This window comes from Proteus terrae (assembly GCF_003144325.1).
Lineage (GTDB): Bacteria > Pseudomonadota > Gammaproteobacteria > Enterobacterales > Enterobacteriaceae > Proteus > Proteus terrae.
Genome location: NZ_PENS01000002.1, coordinates 130,954 through 155,661 on the forward strand (window position 1 = coordinate 130,954; position 24,708 = coordinate 155,661).

At 41.9% G+C, this 24,708-nt stretch carries 39 protein-coding genes; all 39 read left to right on the top strand.

The features are described from left to right. Positions 1 to 7: 7 nt before the first annotated feature. The 39 genes from DK857_RS02500 to DK857_RS02690 all read left to right on the top strand — a co-directional run bounded on the left by DK857_RS02500 (position 8) and on the right by DK857_RS02690 (position 24,602). Positions 8 to 691 (top strand): phage antirepressor KilAC domain-containing protein, encoded by a 684-nt coding sequence (locus tag DK857_RS02500; RefSeq protein WP_109401446.1) that lies wholly within the window; start codon positions 8 to 10, stop codon positions 689 to 691. After that, on the top strand, positions 688 to 1,050 hold the full coding sequence (locus DK857_RS02505; protein ID WP_052124540.1) for an HNH endonuclease: 363 nt from the start codon (positions 688 to 690) through the stop codon (positions 1,048 to 1,050). Before DK857_RS02500 ends, DK857_RS02505 begins: the two co-directional genes overlap by 4 nt. After that, on the top strand, positions 1,031 to 1,759 hold the full coding sequence (locus DK857_RS02510) for a helix-turn-helix domain-containing protein (RefSeq protein ID WP_109401447.1): 729 nt from the start codon (positions 1,031 to 1,033) through the stop codon (positions 1,757 to 1,759). The genes DK857_RS02505 and DK857_RS02510 overlap by 20 nt, the downstream gene beginning before the upstream one ends. Further along, entirely contained in the window at positions 1,756 to 2,430 is a 675-nt protein-coding gene (locus DK857_RS02515; RefSeq protein WP_109401551.1) for a replication protein P, read from the top strand. Before DK857_RS02510 ends, DK857_RS02515 begins: the two co-directional genes overlap by 4 nt. A gap of 17 nt (positions 2,431 to 2,447) precedes the next feature. Then, positions 2,448 to 2,678: a hypothetical protein gene (locus DK857_RS02520; RefSeq protein WP_109401448.1), complete on the top strand. Its 231-nt coding sequence runs from the start codon at positions 2,448 to 2,450 to the stop codon at positions 2,676 to 2,678. A gap of 268 nt (positions 2,679 to 2,946) precedes the next feature. Then, positions 2,947 to 3,222: a hypothetical protein gene (locus DK857_RS02530; protein ID WP_048606437.1), complete on the top strand. Its 276-nt coding sequence runs from the start codon at positions 2,947 to 2,949 to the stop codon at positions 3,220 to 3,222. Next, positions 3,209 to 3,454, top strand: a complete 246-nt coding sequence (locus DK857_RS02535) for a hypothetical protein (protein ID WP_109401450.1) — start codon at positions 3,209 to 3,211, stop codon at positions 3,452 to 3,454. The genes DK857_RS02530 and DK857_RS02535 overlap by 14 nt, the downstream gene beginning before the upstream one ends. After that, positions 3,454 to 3,678, top strand: coding sequence for a hypothetical protein (locus DK857_RS19105; RefSeq protein WP_157957588.1), 225 nt, complete (start codon positions 3,454 to 3,456; stop codon positions 3,676 to 3,678). Before DK857_RS02535 ends, DK857_RS19105 begins: the two co-directional genes overlap by 1 nt. Further along, positions 3,675 to 3,833 (top strand): Lar family restriction alleviation protein, encoded by a 159-nt coding sequence (locus DK857_RS19540; RefSeq protein WP_157957589.1) that lies wholly within the window; start codon positions 3,675 to 3,677, stop codon positions 3,831 to 3,833. The genes DK857_RS19105 and DK857_RS19540 overlap by 4 nt, the downstream gene beginning before the upstream one ends. Next, entirely contained in the window at positions 3,826 to 4,095 is a 270-nt protein-coding gene (locus DK857_RS02545) for a DUF4752 family protein (RefSeq protein WP_064497299.1), read from the top strand. Before DK857_RS19540 ends, DK857_RS02545 begins: the two co-directional genes overlap by 8 nt. A 9-nt stretch (positions 4,096 to 4,104) precedes the next feature. Beyond that, complete coding sequence (locus DK857_RS02550; protein ID WP_109401453.1) at positions 4,105 to 4,548, top strand: YbcN family protein; 444 nt, start codon at positions 4,105 to 4,107, stop codon at positions 4,546 to 4,548. Positions 4,549 to 4,550: 2 nt separating this feature from the next. Further along, a complete protein-coding gene (locus DK857_RS02555) occupies positions 4,551 to 4,868 on the top strand; it encodes a hypothetical protein (protein WP_109401454.1) in 318 nt (105 codons plus the stop codon). A 2-nt stretch (positions 4,869 to 4,870) separates the two neighbouring features. Next, positions 4,871 to 5,302: a hypothetical protein gene (locus DK857_RS02560; RefSeq protein WP_109401455.1), complete on the top strand. Its 432-nt coding sequence runs from the start codon at positions 4,871 to 4,873 to the stop codon at positions 5,300 to 5,302. Beyond that, a complete protein-coding gene (locus DK857_RS02565; RefSeq protein WP_109401456.1) occupies positions 5,299 to 5,592 on the top strand; it encodes a hypothetical protein in 294 nt (97 codons plus the stop codon). The genes DK857_RS02560 and DK857_RS02565 overlap by 4 nt, the downstream gene beginning before the upstream one ends. Then, the gene (locus DK857_RS19110; RefSeq protein ID WP_157957590.1) at positions 5,589 to 5,732 is read left to right on the top strand and encodes a protein NinF; all 144 of its coding nucleotides are present in this window, start codon (positions 5,589 to 5,591) and stop codon (positions 5,730 to 5,732) included. Before DK857_RS02565 ends, DK857_RS19110 begins: the two co-directional genes overlap by 4 nt. After that, complete coding sequence (locus DK857_RS02570; protein WP_109401457.1) at positions 5,704 to 6,297, top strand: recombination protein NinG; 594 nt, start codon at positions 5,704 to 5,706, stop codon at positions 6,295 to 6,297. The genes DK857_RS19110 and DK857_RS02570 overlap by 29 nt, the downstream gene beginning before the upstream one ends. After that, positions 6,287 to 6,478: a hypothetical protein gene (locus tag DK857_RS02575; RefSeq protein ID WP_109401458.1), complete on the top strand. Its 192-nt coding sequence runs from the start codon at positions 6,287 to 6,289 to the stop codon at positions 6,476 to 6,478. Before DK857_RS02570 ends, DK857_RS02575 begins: the two co-directional genes overlap by 11 nt. Next, a complete protein-coding gene (locus tag DK857_RS02580) occupies positions 6,475 to 7,314 on the top strand; it encodes an antitermination protein (RefSeq protein ID WP_109401459.1) in 840 nt (279 codons plus the stop codon). Before DK857_RS02575 ends, DK857_RS02580 begins: the two co-directional genes overlap by 4 nt. A gap of 567 nt (positions 7,315 to 7,881) precedes the next feature. After that, the gene (locus DK857_RS02585) at positions 7,882 to 8,190 is read left to right on the top strand and encodes a phage holin, lambda family (RefSeq protein ID WP_193524904.1); all 309 of its coding nucleotides are present in this window, start codon (positions 7,882 to 7,884) and stop codon (positions 8,188 to 8,190) included. Next, positions 8,183 to 8,575 (top strand): M15 family metallopeptidase, encoded by a 393-nt coding sequence (locus DK857_RS02590; protein WP_109401461.1) that lies wholly within the window; start codon positions 8,183 to 8,185, stop codon positions 8,573 to 8,575. The genes DK857_RS02585 and DK857_RS02590 overlap by 8 nt, the downstream gene beginning before the upstream one ends. Further along, on the top strand, positions 8,572 to 8,949 hold the full coding sequence (locus DK857_RS02595) for a hypothetical protein (protein ID WP_109401462.1): 378 nt from the start codon (positions 8,572 to 8,574) through the stop codon (positions 8,947 to 8,949). The genes DK857_RS02590 and DK857_RS02595 overlap by 4 nt, the downstream gene beginning before the upstream one ends. After that, the gene (gene lysC, locus DK857_RS19630) at positions 8,837 to 9,091 is read left to right on the top strand and encodes an Rz1-like lysis system protein LysC (RefSeq protein WP_081213227.1); all 255 of its coding nucleotides are present in this window, start codon (positions 8,837 to 8,839) and stop codon (positions 9,089 to 9,091) included. Before DK857_RS02595 ends, lysC begins: the two co-directional genes overlap by 113 nt. Positions 9,092 to 9,122: 31 nt before the next feature. Beyond that, entirely contained in the window at positions 9,123 to 9,314 is a 192-nt protein-coding gene (locus tag DK857_RS02605) for a crAss001_48 related protein (RefSeq protein ID WP_109401463.1), read from the top strand. 276 nt (positions 9,315 to 9,590) lie between these two features. Then, positions 9,591 to 9,854 carry a DUF2560 family protein gene (locus DK857_RS02610; protein ID WP_405124799.1) on the top strand — a complete coding sequence of 88 codons (264 nt, stop codon included), beginning with the start codon at positions 9,591 to 9,593 and terminating at the stop codon, positions 9,852 to 9,854. A 54-nt stretch (positions 9,855 to 9,908) separates the two neighbouring features. Continuing rightward, positions 9,909 to 10,268 (top strand): hypothetical protein, encoded by a 360-nt coding sequence (locus DK857_RS02615; protein ID WP_109401464.1) that lies wholly within the window; start codon positions 9,909 to 9,911, stop codon positions 10,266 to 10,268. Positions 10,269 to 10,276: 8 nt separating this feature from the next. Continuing rightward, complete coding sequence (locus tag DK857_RS02620) at positions 10,277 to 10,768, top strand: DNA-packaging protein (protein ID WP_109401465.1); 492 nt, start codon at positions 10,277 to 10,279, stop codon at positions 10,766 to 10,768. After that, positions 10,743 to 12,239, top strand: a complete 1,497-nt coding sequence (locus DK857_RS02625; protein WP_109401466.1) for a terminase large subunit — start codon at positions 10,743 to 10,745, stop codon at positions 12,237 to 12,239. Before DK857_RS02620 ends, DK857_RS02625 begins: the two co-directional genes overlap by 26 nt. Before the next feature lie 2 nt (positions 12,240 to 12,241). Then, on the top strand, positions 12,242 to 14,332 hold the full coding sequence (locus tag DK857_RS02630) for a portal protein (protein ID WP_109401467.1): 2,091 nt from the start codon (positions 12,242 to 12,244) through the stop codon (positions 14,330 to 14,332). A gap of 14 nt (positions 14,333 to 14,346) precedes the next feature. Further along, positions 14,347 to 15,261 carry a scaffolding protein gene (locus DK857_RS02635; protein ID WP_109401468.1) on the top strand — a complete coding sequence of 305 codons (915 nt, stop codon included), beginning with the start codon at positions 14,347 to 14,349 and terminating at the stop codon, positions 15,259 to 15,261. Then, a complete protein-coding gene (locus DK857_RS02640; RefSeq protein ID WP_109401469.1) occupies positions 15,261 to 16,547 on the top strand; it encodes a P22 phage major capsid protein family protein in 1,287 nt (428 codons plus the stop codon). The genes DK857_RS02635 and DK857_RS02640 overlap by 1 nt, the downstream gene beginning before the upstream one ends. Positions 16,548 to 16,599: 52 nt before the next feature. Then, positions 16,600 to 16,800: a hypothetical protein gene (locus DK857_RS02645; protein ID WP_071233440.1), complete on the top strand. Its 201-nt coding sequence runs from the start codon at positions 16,600 to 16,602 to the stop codon at positions 16,798 to 16,800. Beyond that, positions 16,797 to 17,000: a hypothetical protein gene (locus DK857_RS02650; RefSeq protein ID WP_109401470.1), complete on the top strand. Its 204-nt coding sequence runs from the start codon at positions 16,797 to 16,799 to the stop codon at positions 16,998 to 17,000. Before DK857_RS02645 ends, DK857_RS02650 begins: the two co-directional genes overlap by 4 nt. Then, positions 16,978 to 17,475 carry a packaged DNA stabilization gp4 family protein gene (locus DK857_RS02655; RefSeq protein WP_109401471.1) on the top strand — a complete coding sequence of 166 codons (498 nt, stop codon included), beginning with the start codon at positions 16,978 to 16,980 and terminating at the stop codon, positions 17,473 to 17,475. The genes DK857_RS02650 and DK857_RS02655 overlap by 23 nt, the downstream gene beginning before the upstream one ends. Further along, on the top strand, positions 17,447 to 19,228 hold the full coding sequence (locus DK857_RS19520) for a packaged DNA stabilization protein (protein WP_227003105.1): 1,782 nt from the start codon (positions 17,447 to 17,449) through the stop codon (positions 19,226 to 19,228). The genes DK857_RS02655 and DK857_RS19520 overlap by 29 nt, the downstream gene beginning before the upstream one ends. After that, positions 19,228 to 19,947 (top strand): coiled-coil domain-containing protein, encoded by a 720-nt coding sequence (locus tag DK857_RS02670; protein ID WP_109401472.1) that lies wholly within the window; start codon positions 19,228 to 19,230, stop codon positions 19,945 to 19,947. Before DK857_RS19520 ends, DK857_RS02670 begins: the two co-directional genes overlap by 1 nt. After that, on the top strand, positions 19,947 to 20,408 hold the full coding sequence (locus tag DK857_RS02675; RefSeq protein WP_109401473.1) for a DUF2824 family protein: 462 nt from the start codon (positions 19,947 to 19,949) through the stop codon (positions 20,406 to 20,408). Before DK857_RS02670 ends, DK857_RS02675 begins: the two co-directional genes overlap by 1 nt. Then, entirely contained in the window at positions 20,402 to 21,082 is a 681-nt protein-coding gene (locus DK857_RS02680) for a DNA transfer protein (protein ID WP_109401474.1), read from the top strand. The genes DK857_RS02675 and DK857_RS02680 overlap by 7 nt, the downstream gene beginning before the upstream one ends. Beyond that, positions 21,082 to 22,653: a phage DNA ejection protein gene (locus DK857_RS02685; RefSeq protein WP_109401475.1), complete on the top strand. Its 1,572-nt coding sequence runs from the start codon at positions 21,082 to 21,084 to the stop codon at positions 22,651 to 22,653. The genes DK857_RS02680 and DK857_RS02685 overlap by 1 nt, the downstream gene beginning before the upstream one ends. Next, a complete protein-coding gene (locus DK857_RS02690) occupies positions 22,638 to 24,602 on the top strand; it encodes a hypothetical protein (protein WP_109401476.1) in 1,965 nt (654 codons plus the stop codon). Before DK857_RS02685 ends, DK857_RS02690 begins: the two co-directional genes overlap by 16 nt. Positions 24,603 to 24,708: the final 106 nt, after the last annotated feature.

A 24,708-nucleotide genomic window follows, 5' to 3' on the forward strand; every position in this document is an offset into this window, starting at 1 on the left:
GGTAATTATGAATCAAATAACTACTTTAGTAAACAGTGGTGAATTAACCATGAGTAGTCGTGAAATTGCAGACCTTACAGGCAAGAGACACGACAATGTGATGGCTGATATCCGTAAGATGTTGGTTGAAATTCAATCTCCTGAAAAGTTAGGAGATTACATAGACACTAAAAATAGAACACAGCAAATGCTTCTGCTTAACAAAGAAGAATGCCTATGTTTGATTTCTGGTTACAGCATCAAGTTAAGAATGGCAATCATTAAACGCTGGCAAGAACTTGAATCTCAAAAATCCCTCATACCTCAAACGCTGCCAGAAGCTTTACGACTCGCTGCTGACTTGGCAGAGCAAAAACAAATCGCAGAACAGAAATTAGCAATCGCAGCGCCTAAGGCTGAATTTGTTGATCGCTATGTTCAAGCTACTGGATTACTGGGTTTTAGAGAGACAAGCAAACTGTTAAAAGTGAAAGAGAACTTCTTTAGAGAGTTTCTACTTTCAAAACGAATTATGTACAAACTGGCTGGTAAATTAACACCTTACTCAGAACACCTTGAAGCAGGGCGTTTTGATGTAAAAACAGGTGAGAATCAAATCAACGGTCACGCTTACACACAAGTTAAATTCACACCTAAAGGAATTCAGTGGATCGCTGGGTTGCTGGCTAGAGAGCAATTGGAGGCAGCATGAGTAAGGGAATAGGGATAAATAAAAAGGAAATTACTCACGGAAAGTATGGCTGTAAATGTGCTTACTGTGGAACACATCTCTCAATCAATGAAATGCATATAGATCATGTTGTACCAAAAAAGTTAGGCGGTAAAAACAATATAAAGAATTTAAACCCATCCTGTCAGAGCTGTAATTCAACTAAGGGAGCAAAAAGCTTAGAGGATTACAGAATTCACTTAATGATAAAAAAATCTAAGTTCTCCGGTGTTATCAACGTCTCACAATGGAGAGACCTTTGTCGATTAGGTGTGTCAATTCAATTACCAAGTCATTCATTTTATTTTGAGGAGATTAATTATGAGCAGAATAGCTACTGATTGGGCATGGAGCCTAGACTTAAAAGCTCCTCAAAAAATACTGATCTTATCTTTAGCTGATAGAGCTGATGAGTATCACTGCTGTTATCCAAGTATACAGCGGTTAGTAAAGGATACAGGTTTAGATAAAAAGACTATTGGTAAATGGATAAACCTAATGATTGAAGATGGTCTGATATCAGATACAGGCGAAAGGAAAGGGCCAACAAAAAGAGTAAGAGTTCTACGTTTAAACATTGAGCCTGAATGTACCCAAAAACGTGATGATCCCAAAAGTGGGAATGTACCCAAAAACGGGTCTTTGAATGTACCCAAAAACGGGTCTTTGAATGTACCCAAAAACGGGTCTTTGAATGTACCCAAAAACGGGTCACAGAATCAGTCACTAGAAACAAACAATGAACCAAAGAAAAAGGGATTTGATGCGAAGAAGGAATCTATCCCTGATTGGTTGGATCGTGAAATTTGGTTCAACTGGATTGATTACAGGAATGAAATTAAAAAACCTATCAAAACTAAAAAGACCTTTGAGTTACAGGTTAAGTTTTTACTGGAATGTCTCGAAGGGGGTTATTCTCCTGAGGAAATAATTAATCAATCCATAGCTAATGGCTGGCAAGGGTTGTTCAAACCTAAAAATAACCATCAGGCAATAACATCTCAGCAAGGTAGCTGGAACACGCCGGAGGCATGGAGGGATTTCATTTGAAAACCAATTTAATGGCGGTAATCAATAATCGTGATGCTGGCGCTTTAGCCAGAATGTCACAGGGAGATATCACAAAAAAAGTAGTCAATTCAAACGCTGAAAAGATGGTTGATTCACTATTCAAAAGTTTAAAGCAACTCTTTCCTGCGTCAGTTAGTACCGTTTTTAAAAATGCAAATGACGAAATGGACGCTAAGAGACAATGGATCGCCGCATTTGCTGAAAATGGAATTACTACCAGAGAGCAACTTCAAAACGGCATGCGACATGCTAGAGCAAGTGATAACCCTTTCTGGCCTGCTGTTGGTCAATTTATCAAGTGGTGCAAGGAAGAAGATTATGTAGCTCTTGGTTTGCCTGACGAGGATCATCTTTACGAACTATATCGAGAATACTGCAAAATGCGTGGCTGGCGTGAAATGAAATGGCCATCAAACGCTTGCTACTGGATGGTTACCAAAATTTACTCTGAGATGCGAAGTAAAAGTCTAACGGATAGTGAGGTTAAGAAGCTTTGCGCCAAAGAGTTGCGGAGTATGACAGCAAGAATTAAATCAGGTGAAACTATTCCAGCGCCAGTGCTTCAAGTCGAACACAAGATCACACCAACAAGTCGTAATAAATCACTGTCAATAATCGCAAGTTTGAAGCAAAAGCACGGCTTCAGATAGCCAAAAGGAATTTAAAAATGAGCAAACACAGATTTGGTAAACCATATGTTAGACGTTTACGTCCTGATGATATTCCAGAATCAGAACAAGCTAAGTGGGCTATTAGCTATATAAATCATCCACAACACCACTTATCAACGACTAAAGCGTATGCGGTTTGCATGTATGGGTTTAAAGGTGTTTTTCAGGTGTGCCTATGCAAGAGATCATTAATGAAGTTAGTAAAAATGACATTGAATGATGCTTAACACGCAAGAGGATTTTTAGATGAAAGGAATATTGTTTCACAAGGATTATCCATATCCAGATATAGACTACTGCTACAAAAATTACGATAGATTAATTGATAACCAGCAGTGGATAAATAACCCACTCATAAATATGTCAGAAACCTCTCTTAAAATTAAAGTTACTCCACTGAGAAGAAAAATGGATAGATGCTTTCCAAGGGGTAAGGCATACATGCGAGTTAGTATGCGTGAAATTACGGCTGGCAATTAAGCGAGGTGTTGAGTGATGATTAAATTATTGAGAAAAGGGCTGGATGTTCCAACTGAGTATTTCAACTGGACTGGTGTTAATGGCGGGCGATTATTGCTAGGAAGAACACTACTAGCCATTCACGGTAAAAAAACAGTGCGAGTATTTCCAATATTCCCATCATTAACTAAAGGCGCTTGCCTTAAATCTGATGGTGTTATCTGTTTTCTGCCACCAAAAAACAAAGGCGTAATTATTTACAGCGGCATTTTCCAATTAATCAAAGGAGTGCTAACTAATGCAGGGAACTAATTGGGTTAAGACAAAGGACAAATTACCAACCGAAGGCGAGGCGGTAATTGTTATCTATGGCGAACATATCCAGAACATAACATACGAGCTAATTTCATGTGGTGTTGACTGCGAAGAACTTAGATGGATACCACACAATAACAGCGACTATGATTCGGCTCCATTGGAAACATTCGACTACTGGATGTACATCAAAGACCTGCCACTCCCACCAATGCCAGAGGGTGAGTGATGGAATCACCACTTGCAAGAATGATTAAGCAACAGTTATTTGACGCCAATGTCGACAGGCTTGTAGCGCTCAATGATGAACAATGGGATTTCATACTGAATGACCAAGATGAACGCGCATGGTCTGGCGGTAATTACTACGGTCACGATTATGACGAATGGGAGATTTTAGTTGCCCACAATATCAAATATGTGAAAACAGGATTACGGGAGCCGTTGTTATGAACAAACTCAAGAAATGCCCGTTTTGCGGGGGTGAAGCTAAATTAGTTGGTTACTTCCTAATGGAAGCCAAATGTAGAAAGTGTAGAGCTTCTTTACCGCCAAAGGAAAGAGAAGAGGCTATATATGCATGGAACAGGAGAGCTAACAGTGAGTGATGAAACATACAAATGGATAGTAGCCACGTTATCAATGATGGGCTACGTGTGGATTGTTACACAAGCGTTTTGCTGGTTCGCAAGTTTGATATTCAGAAAGCTTTTCAAGCGTAAGTCAAAAGAACGAAAGAAGGCTGCAATAGCTGAATTTTATGAGGCTTATGAGCTTGATAAAATAAATGAAAGTCAAATGGTAAGAGTCACAACAAAACACGGACTTGTTATTGTAATTTATCGAGAGCCAAAAGGTGACGATGAATAGGAGGCTAACTTGGAAGCAGATTTTCTCTTCCACGAATCAACCAAAAATACCGCATGGCAACACCTCAAAGAAGTTCTAGCAACAAACCAACCACACCGAATCATTATCAAGCCTTGGAAAAACAAGCGTTCACTATCTCAGAATGCCACTTTTCATATGTGGTGCACAGAGATAAGCAAATATCTATGTAAGAACAACGCCAATTACACACCTGAAACCGTTAAGGAGATGCTTAAGCATACATTCCTAGGTTATGAGGTGGTCGATATGGTTGACGTTACTACACAGCTTACAGAGCGAGTAAGAACACTTCGAAAAACATCAAAACTTGATACAGGTGAAATGTTCCACTTCATGGAGCAGGTTGAACGCTGGGCGGTAGGTATAAATTGTTTCGTGACGATACCTGATAACAGTGAGTATATGAAATTGAAAAGGGAGCAGGACAAATAATTATGGTTAAGAGAAATAACGCACTAGAGAACATGAAAAAGTGGATGGAAGTCATTCCTCAATGCTTGCAAACAGAAAGCCAGAAAACCTTTGAAGATGAAGTCGTTAGTCTTGAGTTGGAAATGACTAAAAAGAAGTTTGTGAAAAGAGGTTTTCTACCTCCTGAATTTAAAAGTGAAAGTGAAAAGCGTAGGTGGCTAGAGGCAGTGGTTGAGCTGGAGCGCCTCGATAAAAAATTGAATCGAGCGCAAAAAGAGGTAGAGCGTTTAGAAGAAAGTCGCCGTGAGCACATTAACCGCAACAACTTAAACAGGAAGTGATTATGACTGAAGAACAATACAGGACTTATGCGCGAGTGATAGTGGTTGGTCGTGAATTTATCTCGTTTAATCACAACACTATTTCAGCGGTAACAGGTTTAACACCCGCAAGAGTCGGAACGATTCTAAGAAAGTTACTTGCATTCCAGTGTGTAGAGCATGTTGAAACAAAGAGCCGTAAACGCACTCGCCCAATTAATAACTACGCAGTAACAGATGATGCAATTACTCGACTGAGAAATCAGTTTGAAAAAGAGCGACTGGCTAACCTTCCACTCTTCCCAAAAGCAAAGAAAGTTGAAGTAAAGAAGCCTAGAAAAGTGCTGGATGATTTTATGTGTGGATTGTCATTTGTTGATAAAGCCAGCGTGTCAGGTATGGGTAATCCGATGTTGATGAAGTTTTATTCATTATTGAGTGGGGTGAGAGTGTGAGTTGGAAAAGTCAAATTGAAGGTCTGAATATTGACCAATTAAAAGATTTCAGGGAAGTGATAAGCCGAGCTATAACACAGAAACAGCGTGAGAAAATGAGGTTGATATGGCGTGTACGCAATCGCTGGAATACCTTTGGTGACTTTCGTGAAGATGATTATTTAGGGGCTGTTAACCGCCTTGTAGAAACCGCCAATAAACTCAATGCTGATGGTGATACTTACTCAATGTCAATTTCAATTGAGCAATGGCCGATTCCTGAGTCTGAATATGAGGATTGGTTTAAATGAACTGCCAGTCATGCAATAGACCACTAACGGATGATGAAATTTACGTGTGTAGCAAGTGTGCTGATGAATACGCTCATTTGGAAGTGATGGATAAAATCAAAGGAGAGGGAGATGCAGAAGCTAAGGCGACGGCGCTGTAAAATATGCCGAGAATGGTTTATTCCAAGGCAGAGTTTTCAAAATTGGTGTAGCCCGGAACATGGATTTGAATTATCCGAGCAACGAAGAAACAAAGATAGAGAAAAAGCATTAGCAAAACTTAAAAAGGAGAAACAGAAAAAAGAACGAGAAGCAAAAGACAAACTCAAAGCCCGCAAGTTAGCAGTAAAACCCCTCTCATATTTCACCAAACAAGCACAGGCCGCATTCAACGCATTTATCAGAGAAAGAGACAAAGACGAGCCTTGCATCTCATGTGGGCGTTTTCACGAAGGTCAGTATCACGCAGGACACTATCGAACAACCGGTGCTAATCCAGAGCTTAGGTTTGATGAAGATAACTGCCATAAGCAATGCGCCCCGTGTAATAACCATCTATCGGGAAATATCGAAAACTACACTCCTCGACTAATAGAAAAAATTGGTCAGGAACGTTTCGATCGATTGATGGGTTCACATGAATTGCCAAAGTGGAAACGCGAGGATTATGAGCGGATACGTGATCACTATCGGAAGAAGTTAAAGGAGCTGAAAGATGTGCACTGACTTAATCGCAGCTATTGAAGAAGCAAGATATTTAAAATCCAAATCAGGCGGTCGAGTTAACTTCTGTGTAATGCAGATTATGGACTATATGGAAGTGGCCAGTGGGTTAATGGATGGTGTCAGGGTTTTATATACAACCGCGAATGATGATTATCACACAGTATTACCGGAGGCGAGATGAGACTTGCAGATTTACCAAAATATTTTTCACCGAAAAGCATTATGTTTAGTGATTCTCCATCTGCAACAGCGACTGATAATCTAACAATCACTGATGTAATGGCCTCGCTTGGTTTGGCGACCTCTAAAGCGAGAATGGGGATTGAGTTGTTTTTGGCTAAACAAGGGATCAATCAACCAACTGAAGCAGTGGAGAGCATTCATCAATATGCAATAACTCAGGCTCACAAATATAGTGCTATTGGAAAACTTAGTGAGAATGATAGAGGAACACTTCTGCAAATACTCGCAAATTATGCATTTCAGGATTATGCAAGAAGCGCAGCCAGTAAAAAGGCATGCCCTGATTGTGACGGCGGGTTTATTGAGGTAGAGGTATTTACCACTAAACAGCACACTCACTTTGCAGCTAAAGAGATTATTAAATTCAGCAAGAAAAGGGGAGTTAAAATAACTCCATCTGACTATTCAAAATACAGGGAGGTTAGAGAAAAAACTAAGGTGATCTGCAAGACCTGTAATGGGAAAGGTGAAGTGAGTCATTCGTGCCGATGTAATGGCAGAGGTGAAACTTTGGATAAGGTGGAAACGAAAAAACAAGGAATTCCAGTTTTTAAAACTTGCCCTAAGTGTTCAGGTCGTGGCTACTCAAGATTGCCGGCAGAAGATGTTAGGCGAGAGATATGCTCACAATTGTTTGCACTGCCAGAAACAACCTGGCGTAGAAACTTTAAACCATTCTACGAGATGTTGATTCAGGAATGCTTTAAGGAAGAGGCTAATGCAGAAAAAGTTCTGCAAAATGTAACAAAAAGAGAAAATGAATACATAAATTAGCTTGTAAATAGAAATAAGTTGATCTTTTGGCGGAGATGGGCTATCGTGATTCTAACGATGGGTTATTGCCATTTCGTTAACGTTAAAAGAATTCAAGACCTCGCTTCGGCGGGGTTTAAAGTTTACGAGACTTGAGGTTTGTGTTTATTCCTCCAGTATCGTTATAGTTGTCTTAAGCAAGTACGGTCGCGGGGTATTGACATCTCCGATCTGAGTGTTATCCCCTGCAAGGGATTATGCTTAATGAAATCCTCACTTCGGTGGGGTTTTTTGTTATCTGGAGTTTATATGTATGACGAATACGATGCTTTCGACGAGCATCCTGATTTTTAATTCCCCCGAATTCGAGGGAATAAGTTATTGATATTGTTCCAGAGTGCTTATTTGCATTGTGGTAATCCAACCATCCGGAATTACCGGATAGTTCACATTCAGAAGATCGCTTAGGCGGTCTTTTTTCGTATATGCCGACCACAGAATCAATCACAACACCTCACATTCACACAAGAGCTGTGAGTCGGTGTTCTATTAACTAATTCCTCCAAATAGGGGGTGAGTATGCAAAATATGAAAGAAACCCCTGAGTTTTGGGATCAAGTATTCCAAGTTATCGCCTCTCATAAGGAGCAAGGAATTAGCGCGTCACTAGCAACTGGTATGGCAATTCTGCGTGGTAAGTACAACGGCGGTGGCTGGAAGAAAACGTTATTTGATGGTGCTATGTGTGCGTTGTTTGCATGGTTTGTAAAAGACCTCTTGACGCTACTTGGCCTTAATCATGAATTGGCATATCTGGCTAGTGTATTCATTGGGTACGTCGGCGTGGATGGATTAAGTAAACTCATTAAGGGTAAGGCAGGGCTGAAAAGTGAGTAAGTTTAGATTAAGCAAACGTAGCGAAGAAAACCTCCGTGGCGTTCATCCTGATTTGGTTAAGGTAGTACATCGAGCATTAGAAATTACCGATATTGATTTTATGGTGATTGAAGGTAAGCGCAATGAAGCCCGTCAACGACAATTAGTTGCAAGTGGTAAAAGCCAAACGATGAATAGTCGTCACTTAACTGGTCACGCTGTTGATTGTGCTCCACTGGTAAATAACCAGATCCCATGGAACGATTGGTCATACTTTAAAAAAGTAGCTGATGCCATGATGCAAGCGGCGAAAGAGCTAGGTGTCGATATCGAATGGGGCGGTAACTGGAAAACATTTAAAGATGGCCCTCACTTCCAATTAACTCATAAGACATATCCCGCATGAACACGCTAACTAAGGTATTAGCTGGACTACTGGCAATATCTGCATTCTGGCTTTGGTGGGTAATAGGTGACTACGACAAATTAAGCAAAGATTACAACACAGCAACCAATCAGTTATCTCGCCAAAACTCAATCACAGAAAACGCCAACCGCACATTCAGGATTATCAATAATGTCTCATCACTTAATAGCGAAGAGCGGAATAGGTCAGCCGTGGATTCTGAAAAAGTTAAAACGGTTATCAAAACTGTTCTTGTCAATAATGATTGCGCCAATACTGCTATTCCTAGTGACGCTCTTATCAGGATGCACGACTATTCAGAAAGAATACGTGCCAGTGGAACATATAGCGATACCGGCACACCTAACCGCTGATTGTCTACTGCCATATATACCCGAACAAATGACGTGGGGAGAATCGTTAATGTTAAACATCTCCCTGTTATCGGTTATTGAGCAATGTAATTCAGACAAGAAAGCAATACGGGAAATTGAACAACAACGAGCCTCGCAATAGCGGGGCTTTTTAATATCTAAAGGAACATAAAATGCAACCACATCAACAACGAGTCGTGGATGAGAAACAAGAGTTAGACGACAAGATCACAAAGCTAATGGCATTTATTGGTGGAGATACCTTTAAATCTTTAGAGCATCGTGATTGTGAGTTATTAGGTCAACAGTTAGGTCATATGCGCAGTTATTCTGAAACACTTTCTCTGCGCATTGAACGTTTTTAATGGAGAAATATCATGGCAGTAGAAGGTTCAGAGAATCCAGTTAAATTCCGTGAAGAACTGGATAAAAGCATTCCAAAAGAATAAAAAAGCCCAGCACGGGAGGCTGGGCAATACTAACAATATATCAATAAAAGTGTAGCGATAGCTACTTAGTATAGCTTAAGTAAATATATATATATCAGCAATTAGATAAGTCGTTTATCCATTAAGGAGAGTGATCATATCTTGACTGCTAGGAACAGACTAGAAGCGACCTGATTAACGTAGTGATACGTGATGATGGTTGCGATTAACTTCACACAGGAACATCAAATGACAGAAATTACAGCACAGAATCAAATGCGCTTAGAGCTATTACGGTTAGTTGGCAACGATACCGCGGCGGCTCAAGCTGCTATCGAGTTCGTAAAAGATGATGCGCTCAAGTTTGAGTTATTCAAAGACGCATACAAAACATGCCAGACAGAAGCTCAGTTTGTATCACGAGCACAGAAAGCCGCACGAGAAGCTCAGGAAGCACTCGACCTATTCACGCAATAGTTAATTACACAGCTCATTTACGAGTGGGCTGGATAATTGATTAAAGGGGGATATATGAAATTACATAAAAAAGTAAAAGTCCCCATATACGGACTTAACATTCATATCTGCGCTACCGAGGATGTTGCAGGTAGTATCTATGGGCCTGGCATACATAGTTCATCAAATATGGGTCAGGTTGTTCAGATTGAAAACACAAAAACTGGTGAGATGCTTATCCTCATTAGCTTTAAAGATATCGATTGTTTTAATGCCGACACTATATCTCATGAGTCAGTGCACGCCGCATGGAAGGTGTTAGAAATAGTTGGCATTAAAGTAGACTACGAAAATCATGAGGCGTTGGCGTATCTAACTGGTTGGATTAGTAATGAGATAAATAAGTTTTATTACAAAATTAGTGCTAATGATTAGGTGGATATATGGCAGCACCAAAAGGAAATAGATTCTGGGAGGTTAGAAGTAGTCACGGAAGAAAACCCATATTCGAGTCTCCTGATGATTTATGGAACGCTTGTTGTGAATACTTCGAGTGGGTTGAAGAAAATCCACTGTATGAAACTAAGGCGTTTGCATTCCAAGGGGCAGTGACTAAAGAGACATTGCCTAAAATGCGAGCCATGACGCTATCAGGGCTTTGCTTGTTCATCGATATACACGAAGACACATGGCGACTGTATCGAGCCAGAGAAGATTTTATCGAGGTCACTACGCGAGCTGAGAAAGTTATTTACGATCAGAAATTCTCAGGCGCAGCCGCTGACTTGCTGAATGCAAATATTATTGCTCGTGATTTAGGTCTCAAAGACAGACAAGAGGTCGAGGATGTAACTCCAGATAAGGGAGACCGTGACAAGAGACGCTCTCGAATTAAGGAGTTATTCAACCGTGGAAAATCTGGATCAGATACTTGATAACCTGAGTGAAGAAGAACTGTTCGAGCTACAAGAGTTATTGGAAGAAGAGGAAGAGTACAGAAAAACGCATCGCTTATTTGAATACTCTCCCTATGACAAGCAAAGAGAATTTATTGAGGCTGGCAGTGATTACTTCGAGCGCTGTTTTATGGCGGGTAACCAGCTGGGTAAATCATATACAGGTGGCGCCGAGGTTGCATTCCACTTAACCGGAAGATATCCGGGCACTAAAGGCTATCCCGAAGATGGTGCATGGAAAGGCGAATGGAAAGGTAAGCGGTTCCTTGAGCCTAATGTATGGTGGGTTGGTGGTGAGACCAACGAAACAGTAACCAAAACAACTCAGCGTATCTTATGTGGTCGAGTAGAGGAAGCAGGCGAGATAGGTTACGGCTCAATTCCAAAAGAAGATGTTATTAGTTGGAAAAAATCACCGTTTTACCCAAATCTTGTAGATCACATACTTATCCGACACCGCAACGCCGAAGGTGTGGAAGATGGGATGTCAATCTGCTACTTCAAACCTTACTCTCAAGGTCGAGCTAGATGGCAGGGTGACACAATACATGGCGTGTGGTTCGATGAAGAGCCGCCATATTCCATTTACGCTGAAGGACTCACCCGCACAAACAAATACGGTCAGTTTTCAATTCTAACATTCACCCCGTTAATGGGTATGTCCACGGTAGTAGAGAAGTTTCTCAAGAATCCATCTAAAGCTCAGAAAGTAGTCAACATGACTATCTATGATGCTGAACACTACACCGAGGAAGAGAAAGAACGGATTGTTGCTTCATATCCTGAACATGAAAGAGAGGCTCGTGCTCGTGGTATTCCAACAATGGGTAGCGGTCGAATTTACCAAATACCTGAAGAGTCTATTAAGTGCCAGCCTTTCGAATGTCCTGAACATTTTTACGTTATCGATGGTCAGGATTTCGGCTGGAATCACCCACAGGCTCATATCCAGTTGTGGTGGGATAAAGATGAGGATGTTTTTTATCTCGCTAGAGTGTGGAAGAAATCGGAAAACACAGCAGTTCAAGCGTGGGGCGCTGTTAAACCCTGGGCTAATAAAGTTCCTGTAGCATGGCCGCATGATGGACATCAGCACGAGAAAGGCGGTGGTGAGCAGCTAAAAACTCAGTATGCGGATGCTGGCTTCTTAATGCTAAAGGAGCACGCAACATTTGCAGAGGGTGGCAACTCAGTAGAGTCAGGCATTAATGAATTACGTGATCTGATGCTTGATAACAGATTTAGAGTATTTAATACCTGCGAGCCATTCTTTGAAGAGTTCAGGCTATATCACCGTGATGAAAACGGAAAGATAGTCAAAACAAACGACGACGTGCTTGATGCTGTTCGCTACGCTTACATGATGAGGCGCTTCGCTAAGCAGTTGCGTGATATCAAAAAGCCTAAAGAAAAGAGAATTCCCGCCCCAATTAGACCTATTAGGAGATAGAGATGGTCGACAGAAACGAGCGGCTTGAGAAAATACTTCGCAAATTCGACCTCGATTACTCTGCATCTGAAAATGCCAGAATGGAGGCGAGAAACGATTTATTCTTTAGTCGCGTTAGTCAGTGGGACGACTGGCTGGAAAACTATGTCACATTGCAATATCGAGGTCAGTTTGACGTAGTGCGCCCAATGGTTCGTAAGCTTGTTGCTGAGATGCGTAAGAATCCTATTGAGGTTCAGTATCGACCGAAGGATAGCGCGCCAGCCGATGCCGCCGATATTCTTATGGGCATGTATCGAACTGACATGAGGAACAATAGCTCAAAGATTGCCGTTAACGTGGCAGTGAGAGAGCAAATCGAGTGTGGTTACGGTGCTTGGCGTTTAGTTACTGAGTACGAGGACGATAACCCAACCAGTAATAACCAGATTATCCGACGTGTTCCAATGCATGAGTCTTGCACTCACGTTATTTGGGATTGTAATGCTAAGGCAATGGATAAGTCGGACGCTAAGAATTGCACCATCATTCACGCGATGAATGTTAATGGGTGGGAAGAATTTGCTGAACAGTACGGGTTAGATCCTAGTATTCAACCATCATTCCAATCACCGAACAATGACTTACTATTCACTTGGTCGAATGGAAAGACAATTCATATTGCTGAGTATTATGAGGTAGAGGAAAAGAAAGAGTTAGTATTTGTCTATCGTGACCCGCTAACTAATGACCTTCAAACTTATTCAGCAAAAGAAGCGAAAGAAAAGATTGATGAACTGGCTGATGCTGGTTATGAAAAAGTAGGTGAGCGCAGAGTTAAAAAACGCAGAGTCTATAAGTCAATCATCACTAGCACAGGTGTCCTGAAAGATAGAATGCCGATAGCTGGCGAGCATATTCCAATTGTTCCTGTGTATGGTGAGTGGTCATTCTTTGATGATAATGAACTGTATGAAGGAGTTGTCAGATTATCAAAGGATGCTCAACGACTGCGTAACTTCATCTTATCCAAGTCTGCTGACACCGCTGCTAAGTCACCTAAGAAGAAGCCTTTCTTTTTCCCTGAGCAAATAGCAGGGTATGAGCACATGTTTAGTGGTGAGGATGACTATCCCTACTATCTACTCAACCGTACTGATGAGAACAATGCTGATCTTCCCCCTTCACCTGTTGCTTATATGGAGAATGCCGAGGTTTCACAAGCAGACGCACTACTCCTAGAGGTTGCAACCGAAGCTGCTAAGTCAACAGCTCGTGTCGGTGTTGATACTGAGGCGGCTAATGGGCAAGTAGCGTTTGATACTGTCAATCAGCTTAATAGCCGGATCGACCTAGAAACCTATGTATTTCAGGATAACTTAGCTATCGCAATGCGTCGTGATGGTGAAATTTATGCATCAATTGCAGCTGAGATATACGACACAAATCGAACAGTAACAACAACCGCCGAGGATGGAGGTGAGAGTCAGATTGAGCTAATGCAGGAAGAGTTAGACTTCCGCAAAGGTGAAATGATTGTTCGCAATGATATCCGAGGCAAGTACGAAACATTTACTGATGTAGGACCATCTTTCCAATCACAAAAAGATGCTGCTAGAGCTGAGATAGGCGAGCTTATCACCAAGGTTCCAGTAGAGCATCCAATGTGGAATGTCATGATGCTGACATATGCAAATATGATGGAAGGTAAAGGCGTTGAATACATCAGAGATTACGCCAACAAGGAATTGATTGTTAATGGCTTGAAGAAACCAGAGACCGAGGAAGAACAACAATGGTTGATGGAAGCTCAGCAAGCAGCACAAAGCAATCAAGATCCAATGATGGTGGCAGCACAAGCCGAGCAGAAGAAAGCAGAAGCCGAACTGGTTAACGCACAGAATCGCATGGCTGAAACACAAATCAAAGCATTTACCGCTCAGAATAATGCACTTGAATCACAGGCTAACACTACATTGACATTGGCTAAGGCTGAGGACTTGAAGCAAGGCGCAGTGATGCAAGCAATCAAACTTCTGAACGAGGTTGCACAACAGCAACAACAAAACATTCCTACCGACAATAACGTCGAGAATAATCCTCAATCCATGTAAGAGAGTTAAATATCATGAGTACAACCACCGAAATTCAGAATAACTCTGAAGAATTAAACCTGCCCGACGATCAGGCGGCGGCATCCGTAGAAAGTCAGTCTGCTGAAAATGCCAACTCAGCAGCAGGACAGGAGGAAGGCTTCGAGATTATCCTGAAAGACGATGAGAAAACACAGGAAGGAAAACCAAGCAATAATGCTATCCAAGCAGCGAAACGCATCGCTCGTAAACGTCAGCGAGAAATTGAGCAACAGATAGCAGCAATTGAAAATGGCGAACTTCCTGAAAACTTGCGGGTAAATCCTGAGCTACCAGAAATGCCTAAGCTGGATGATTTTTTATCTGACGAGGCACTCGGTAAATATGACTATGATACGCATAAGGCTAACGCTGCGTTTCAGGCTGAGTTGCTGAAATGGCAAAACAAGGCTTTAGATGCAAGAAGTAAAGCTGTGGCGGATCAGGGTCGTAAAACTCAGGAATACACACAGCAAGGTCAACAAATCGCTAATGCAATCAAGGCTCATTATGATGCGGCTGAGAAGTTAAACCTGCCTGACTATCAGGAAAAGGAAGATTCAGCGTTGCAAGTATTACCTCAAGGTGTTTATGAGGGTATCGCGCAGAACTTTCCCGAAAAATCAGCCGCTATCATTTACTACCTAGGTGCAAACCCTGAAAAAGCACAAGATCTATTTAGCAAAAATCCAGTTCAAGTCACTATCGAACTCACTCGATTAGCTGATCGTTTAACTCTCAAGCCTCGCGGTACACAACGTTCATCTGCACCACCCGCTGACGAACCTATTAGCGGTGATGTTACGGCGGCAAATGTCGCGGCATTACAAAAGCAAATGGATGATGCAGCAAGTAAAGGTGACGTTCAAAAGTACCGCGCAATCAAGGCTAAATTACAAGGAATAAAATAATGGCTTTAAATGAAGGTCAAATCATCACCTATATGGTGGATGAAGTAGTAAACACTATCGAAAATAACTGTCCAATGGCTCAGCGTGTAGGTAAATACACACCTCCAGCTGGTGATATGCAACGCTCACAAAACACTATCTGGATGCCAGTAGAGCAAGAAGCGCCAACGCAGAAAGGGTGGGATTTAACAGATAAAGAAACTGGCATCTTGGAATTGTCTGTTAAATGTAACATGGGCGTTCCTGATAACGATTTCTTCGGTTTACGTGCTGATGATGTTCGTGACGAAACGTCTTTACGTCGTCGTATTCGTGCATCAGGCCTTAAGCTGGCAAATAACGTCGAAACATCCATTGCTAAACAGGCCGCTGAAACGGCATCTTTAATTGTTACTGATGCTGAATATGTTTCCGCTGAAAATAAGGCTTGGGATATGATGTCTGACGCAGAAGCTCTTATTTTTTCTCGCGAGCTAAACCGCAGTCAGGGATTAAGTTACTTCTTTAATGCGGAAGACTACAAAAAAGCGGGCCTTTCTCTTGTTGGTAAGGATATGTATGGACGTATTCCTGAGGAAGCATACAAATCAGGAACTATCCAAAAGCAAGTTGCTGGTTTTGATGATGTCCTCCGTTCACCTAAATTACCAACTTTAACCGCTGGAACAGCAACGGGTGTTACTGTCGATGGTGCTCAGAAGTTCAAACCTGAGGCGTGGAAAGAAGATGTAACTGATGGCAACCGTGAGAACGTTGATAACCGCACAGCAGTAGTTAAAGTTAGTGACGGTTCAGCATTTAAACGCGGTGATAAGATCAGTTTTGCTGGTGTTAAGTTTATTTCGCAAATGGCGAAAGACTTACTGACTCAGGATGCAACGTTTGCGGTTGTTGGTGTTGAAGGTAACAACATTACCATTATGCCTAAGCCAATTGCACTTGATGATGCAGATTTAAAACCAGAACAACGCGCATATGCCAACGTGAATACATCTCTTGCAAATGGCGCGGCAATTAATGTCCTTAACGTGAAAACGTCTAAGACAAACATCTTCTGGGCTGATGATTCAATTACTCTGTTATCTCAACCTATCCCGCTTAACCATGCGCTGTTTAGTGGCATGAAGACAGAGGCATTTAACATTCCTTCTGTTGGTTTAAATGGCGTTGTTGCATATCAGGGTGATATCTCAACACTGGAAGGTAAATGTCGTATTGCGGTTTGGTATTCTGCATGCACCAAACGCCCTGAAGCAGTTGGTGTTGGGCTGACTGGTCAAAAATAAACCCTCGTTGTTATTCGGGAGCTTCGGCTCCCTTTTTTTATTGGAGATACCCATGTTCGTTAAAAAGCAATTGCCATCTTTGCCAGCTACTTATATTCAGGCAGGTAGTTTCCGTAGCGATAAGGATAAAGAAGGATACGCCAGTCAAATTTTTATTGATGGTGAGGCATTTAACTTGGCTGATGGCGAGTTGGTGTATTTACTGACTGATAATGGGGTAATTATTGATTCAGTAATGGGGGTAAGAAAATGAAAACGATGCTTTATAAAGCTAATGGTGATGTGAAAGTTTGGGGGATGAGCCTTCAAATTATCACTGTCAACGATGATGAAATTGAAAGTCATTTGAAAGATGGTTGGTGTAAAAATCCAAACGACACCAAGAAGAAGGCTGAAGATAAACCCGCTACCAAGAAAAAGGCGGTGAAAGATGCAGATCACAACGAAGGGTGAGTTAGTCATCGCGGCACTGCGTAAACTAGGTGTTGCTTCTGATGCTACATTAACCGATATCGAGCCACAGTCATTAGAAGATGGCGTGGTTGATTTAGAGTCAATGATGTATGAGTGGTTTGAAGATGGTGCTGGCATTCACACTGGTTATAAGTTCGCTGATGAAGATACACCTATTGACCAAGGTGATGAGCACGGGTTGCACAAGCAAGCCATCAATGCGGTCATCTACAACCTAGCTACTCGTATCGCTCCCGATTATCAAATTATCCCACTCGATAAAGTTATTACAACTGCTAGATATGGAAAAGAAAGACTCATGCGCGGTTGTGCTTTAAAGAGAGCTAAAAATGCCAGATCTCATCATCCAGATGGTTTCCCTATTGGCTCAGGTAATCGCCTATTAACGATGACTGGTCAACGATACTTCCACAGGAGAAAACCACATGACAAGGATTCAGATCCCTCTTGCTAGAGGTTTGCGAAAAGACCCGCACACAGCAGATTATATTGATGGTCTTCCTGTTAATATGTTGGCAACACCGAAAGAAATATTGAATGCGTCAGGATATTTGCGTTCGTTCCCTGCACTAGAAAAGCGTCATAGTGTTGATGGCGTGTCTCGTGGTGTTCAGTACAACACGAAAAACAACACGGTCTATCGAGTATGTGGTAACAAACTTTATCGTGGACAGAATGCTATTGCTGATATTCAAGGTAAAGATAGGGTGACTATGGCGCACTCTGGTTACAGTCAAGCAGTAGCGTCAGGCGGTAAGTTAAAACTCTATCGCTATGACGGTGAGGTCAAAGAATTAACTAACTGGCCTGAGGAAAAGGTAATTACCGAAGGCTATAAACGTGACGTTAAAAAATGGACTCACAAAGAAGGTAATGATGATTTTGTACCGCTCACAAAGAATGATCTAGATGGGTTCTTAACGTTAAAAATCACGCCTAAAACTTCTGATGGTAAAACCGGTAATGAGATGCTTATCACTGAGCAAATGGTAGGCGTTAAATTATCTCAGCAGGAAGAAGATGATAAACCTTATCTTACTGATGTTCTGGTGGAAGGTGTTAAGCGTGCTGGCGGTAAAATTACAGTCACGTATAAAATTAACCTTGCTAAATCTAGCGAACAAACAGCCAAAGACGTTACTGAATTTGCAATGACACAAGAAGTGTTAGAGGTAGTTGAAAGATACCCTCAATACGAATTAGGTGATGTTGTCGATGTTGCTCGTAATCGTGGTCGTTATATTTGGTTACAGAAAGGCGGTGAAAGGTTTGGCGTTACTGACTTAGAAGATGAGTCAAAACCTGATCGCTATCGTCCATTCTACACTGCTGAATCTCAACCTGACGGCATCATTGCTATCGATTCTTGGCGAGACATGGTGCTTTGCTTTGGTTCGTCAACCATTGAATACTTCACTATTACCGGCTCAACGAGTGCGTCACAAGTAATATATGCGCCACAGCCATCTTATATGGTTCAGATGGGTATTGCTGGTCGTGATGCTAAGTGTAAGTTCGGGGAATCATTTGCATTCATCAGCAACCCAGCAAACGGCGCGCCATCTGTCTATATCCTTGGCTCTGGTTCTGCTAGTCAAATATCTACAGCAAGCATTGATAAAATAATTCGTAGTTATACACCTGACGAGTTGTCGCTGGCGGTTCTTGAGACTATTCGCTTCGATGGTCATGAGTTACTCATTGTTCACTTACAGCGCCATACACTTTGCTTTGACGCAGCGGGAAGCCAGCAATATCCGCAGTGGTGCATTCTAAAGTCTGGACTGTATGACGAAACCTATCGTGCAATTGATTTTATGTATGAAGGTAATCAAATCACTGTTGCGGATAAAACCGAGGGGATTGTTGGTAATCTTGCCTTCAATAAATCATCTCAGTATGACAAGCAAGTAGAGCATATTTTATACGCACCGATGGCTAAAGCCGATAACGCAAGGGTGTTCGATTTAGAGCTTGAGGCATCAACAGGCGTTGCCCAGATTGCTGATAAGTTATTTCTCTCCGCAACGACTGATGGCATTAACTTTGGTCGTGAGCAAATGATTGAACAAAACTCACCATTCCAATATGACCGCCGTGTGTTATGGCGACGAGTAGGAAGAGTGAGGAAGAATATAGGGTTTAAGGTTCGCGTTATTACTAAGTCACCTGTAACACTGAGCGATCTATCGATGAGGGTTGAATAATGGCAAGTGAAAACCTTTCTAAACCCATAGAAATTCAATCCGCTTATATTGTTCCAGATATCCTACCTACTAATTTCAGTGAAACATATCGACGCATAGTGCTTAGTGGTGCTGATGATATGGCAAAGGTAGCTGGTCGTGCAAATGAGGCTGGTGCTGAGGCTTTTGATGCTCAATCTAGAAATGATGAGCAAGATATTGTTCTTGAAGATCATGAAGAGAGAATTGGAAAAGCTGAAACAAAGATAGAGATACATGAACAACGACTAAATGATCATGAATTAAGAATTACTTCTGCTGAAGAAAAGATAATTGAGCATGAAATCAGGCTTAATGACATTGACGTTAAAGTTGAAAATCATGAACAGCGAATAACAACCGCCGAAAGTGACATTGATTATTTAACCGAAAAAACAGCAGAGATTGATGCAGATTATGTGTCCCTGTCGAAGTTGACCAAGCAAACTCTTAAATCTCCTATCGATGTTTCAGCATCCTACTCAGTAAACGGAACTAAAGTTGTTGGCACTCGTGTTACTGGCTTTACATCAGCAACGGGTACAGCACTTAAGGGATCGTTTAATGCTAACCAGTCCTACTCATTCAGTGCTGATTACACTCGGTCAGAAATACAAACCCTAGCAAATGGGTTAATTGAGGCTAGACAGAGAATCAAGGCGCTAGAAGATGCACTTCGCTCACACGGATTAATAGACTAATGGAAATTAAAATTATTAATAACCCTATTCGGCTATCTGAGTTTTTAAATGATAAGTCGAACACGGGAAATATCGTTGATAGCAATGATCAGTACTTCATTAAACCTGATGCGCTTTACTTGGGTATTTATGAAGGAGTTCTATTGGTTGGTGTTTTCGAGGTGCGTAATTTTTGGCATACGGTTGTTGAGTGTCATGCCATCTTTGATGCTGGATTCCGTGGCAAGTACGCCTTTGATGCACACAAATTATTCTGCAAGTGGTTGCTGGAAAATAGTCAATTCACTAACTCAGTAACTATGGTTCCAGATACCACAAAATACGGTCGCGTTATTGTGAAAATGCTTGGTGCTATACGTGTCGGTCATTTAGATGATGCATATATGAGTAACGGCAGGCCAGTAGGTGTCACCATCTATCAACTAAAACGCGAACAGTACGAGGAGTTATTAAAATGCTGATTATTTCAGAGAAATTCAGAAACTCACTGCTACCCATGCATGGATATATGAAAGGTGGTGGTGATGGTGGTGCAGGTGCTCAAGCTGATGCGACTCGCGAAGCCACGGCATTACAGCGTGAAATGTGGCAAACGAACATGCAAAACCTTGCGCCATTTACTCCACTCGCTCAACAGTATATTGGTCAATTGCAAAACTTATCTTCTTTAGAAGGTCAGGGTCAAGCATTAAACCAATACTACAACTCTCAAGCATTTAACGATTTATCAAACCAAGCACGTTATCAGCAATTAGCCAGTGCAGAAGCTACCGGTGGATTAGGTTCAACAGCAACAAGCAATCAACTTGCATCTATCGCCCCTACGCTTGGACAAGGTTGGTTGGCTGACCAAATGAATAACTACCAGAACTTAGCCAACGTTGGTCTTGGTGCTTTGCAGGGGCAGGCTAGTGCCGGTCAAAACTACGCAAACAATATGGGGCAATTGCTACAACAAAATGCAAATGCTCAAGCAGCTATGGCTAATCGACCGTCATCTATGCAACAAGGAATGATGGGAGGTCTTGGTGGTGCTATGGCTGGCGCTCAACTTGGTAGTGTTGTTCCTGGTCTTGGTACTGCGTGGGGAGCTGGTATCGGCGCTGGCGTTGGTTTATTGGGAGGATTGTTCTAATGGCTACATGGCAACCATCAGTTAACTCAGGTGGGTTTCTTGGTTCGATAGGTCAATTTAATGATAACGCACCGAGAGCCAGTGATGCAAATCCTGTTATTAACTCAATTAATCAAAGTAATGAGCTGGCTCGTTCTGGTGCTAATAACATGGGTCTGCAAGCATTAAATGGACTTGTAGGTCTTGCTGGTATCTATCAGGAAAATAAAGCCAAAGAACGTCTTGGTGAATTCCAAAAAGCATGGGGTGAGGCGTACGCGAATAGTGATCGTGATGGCATGAGACAGTTGCTGGCTACTTATCCTGAATACGCTCAAGCTATCACTGGCGGTATGCAAGGTGTTTCCGCTGATGTTCGCGAATCTTTGGGTAACTTATCATCTGGCTATCGCAATGCGGTAATGAATGGTAATGCCACTGATTACGTTAGACAGAATGCAGATACATTTCGTCGCCTTGGCATTGATCCAATGGAGGCTGTATCTATTGCAGAGAAAGACCCTAAAGCGGCTGTTCAATTAGCTGATCATATTGGCATGTCATCATTAGGCATTGATGATTATTTTAACCTACAAGATAAACAACTTGGCAGACAGATTGACCAAGGTCGTTTAGATGAGCAAATCAGAAGCAATCAAGCTGGTGAAGCACTAACAAGAGAGGGTCACCAGGTACAGGTTCGTGGCCAGAATATTTCTAGGGCGAATGCACTAACATCAGCCTATGCCCCAACCTCTGCAATGCAAAACTACTCTCAATATGCTCAGATGTTAAAAACTGACCCAGAAGGAGCTAAGGCGTTTGCTCAAGCTGCTGGGATAAATCCATCAGAAAAGAAATTATTTAAAGTTGAAGAAGCTCCTGATGGAGGAATAATTAAATATTATTCAAATGGCGATGAGGAGAGGGGCTCTATAAATCAACCTGTTCAAATTGATGGAATGGGGAATCCAATATCTGTAAATCAAGCCAATAGAATAATGGAAAAATCAACAGGTGAGCAAAGAAAGGCGGCTGGGTTTGCCTTTAGGGTTAGAAATGGTATTGATACAGCTAACTCATTAGTAGATTCTGGAAAAGTGTCACCGCAAAGAGCGGCGGCTATTAATTCAGCCCTAAGGGATGGAACATTTGCAAGGATGGCTTTATCTGGTGATGAACAGTCATACATAGCATCAATGCAGGATGCAGTTTTAGCTATTCTTCGTAAGGAGTCAGGCGCTGCTATACCTGATTTTGAAATGGAGCGTTATTTTAGAACATACACCCCCCAGTTAGGTGATGAAAGCGCTGCTGTAAAAACAAAGGCTAGACTTCTTGAAAATCAATTCAAGGCAATTAGAGCAGAATCAGGCAAGGCATTTGATGCCATGATGGTTATCAATTCTGGATATGAAACACCACCTAACCAGCAGACGAGTAACACTAACGAGCAACAGCAACCTCCAAAAACAACTGTTGAAAATCAGCGGGGAGGTCAGTCAGGCTCAATCTCAGAAGGAACTACCGCAACCAACCCAAAAACAGGGCAAAAAATAATTTTTAGAGGTGGTCAATGGCAACCGATTTAGGATTACCTGATGGATTCGTTTTGGATGAGCCTGTAAATAATAGCCTGCCAGATGGTTTTGTTTTAGATGAACAACAAGAACAAGGCCTTCAACCACCACAGCCAGAAAACAGCTATATCGCTGGCATGAAACAAGCCAACCAGAACCTTTCTCAAGGGTTACAGCAATCGTCTGATGATGCTAAAGGCTTCCGTGAAAGCGCAATAGATGCCTTTACTGGTGAAAGTAAGATGACTCCCGAAGTTCAAGGGCTAGAGGGGATCATGTCATCACCAGAAATGAATGCATTTAATACTGATGCAATGAAAGCGGCTTGGGTGCAAATGTTCGGTAATGATAACGACTTTGTAAAAGTTATCAGCAATATGGGTGGGCAGGTATCTCAAGATGAGAAGGGAAATTTACTGGTTGATTTACCTTCTGGTCGCTACGCATTAAATAAGCCGGGCCTATCATCTGAAGATATCATGCCATTTATCGCGAACGCAGTTGCATTCACTCCAGCGGCTAGAGCGCCAACAATTGTTGGCGCAACAGCTAGATCAGCAGGAACGGATTTAGCACTGCAATCATCTGTTAATATGGCAGGCGGTGGTGATATTAATCCGTGGCAAACTGCATTGTCTGCTGGTATTGGTGGTGGGGGAAAGGCTATTGAGCGCGGGCTTAGCGGTCTATCTCGCGCAACAAGTGGAAATATCGCGCCAGAAACTCAGCAGTTATTAAGGAATGCTGAGCAAAATGGAATAGATGTACTGACAACAGATGTTTTGCCACCAAGAACGTCAGTAGGAAGGCAGCTTCAACAGGCAGGCGAGCAAAGTATTGGTGGTACTGGTAACCGCAGGGCAATACAAGCAGAGCAAAGAGAAAACTTTGTCGAGTCTATTCCACAGATGATTGAACAGGAGTTCGGTATTTATGCTCCACATGTTATGCAGGGAGAGGTTAGCGCAGGATTACGCAGAGCTAAGGATATGCACGGTGGCGTGATAAATAACATTACTCAACAAATGACAGGTGTTCCAGTCACACCAATCAGATCTATTCCAGCAATTGATGAGGCATTACAACGGATAGGAAATGGTTTAGCTCCAAATAACGCAGCTGTGCAAATACTAACGAACCTCAGAAATAGGGTTGCAAATGGCGCTAGCTTTGAAGAGCTTCGTAATTTACGAACAGAGCTTCGTCAAAGTCTACAGGGAGATAACTTAGCTATGCCAACAGCTCTTGAGTCTGCATACAACAGAATAAATACTGCCATGACAAATGACATGAATAGATCTGTTGGTCAGAACTTAGGTGCTGGCACATTAAACCAGCTTCGTCATGCTAATAACGAATATCGAAACATAGCAAGAGGGATAGAGAAAACAGGGTTAAAACGTGCATTGGAGAAAGGTGATATCACTCCAGAGCTAATCAATAATATTGTTTACAGTAAGCGTCCTAGTGACATCGCTAGAATATTCAACATGGTTAATGAAAATGGCAGAAACCAATTGCGATCTGCTTATTTGACTCGTGCCTATGAGAAAGCTAATGGCTCTCCTCAGAGGATGGTTACTCAATTAAATCAGTTAATCAATCAGTCAAATAGTCAGGTGTTTAATACAGTATTTAACCAGCAGCAACGCAGGATGGTTGAGGGAATGCGTGATGTTCTCGAAGCGACAAGAAGAGCCAGCACGGCAAATCAAGTTACTCAAACAGGCATGTCACTGATAACTCCAACACGAACAGCGGCCACATTGTTAACCGGAGGAACCTCTCTTGGCATTGAAACTGGAACCGGTTTAATCGCTAGAATGTATGAATCACCAGCGATAAGAAACATGTTATTACGCCTACACAACACACCACGAGGAAGTACTGCCAGAGATAGAGCGATAACTAATATAATCAATACTCTAACTGCTACTGGTCAAGCCGAAAGCAGAAACTAATCAACTAGGTTATGGACAACCTAAAAAATAACAACACCGCTTAATTGCGGTTTTTTTACGTCCAAAATACACCAGATTAATCTGGTGTGACTACTCACGCTCGGAG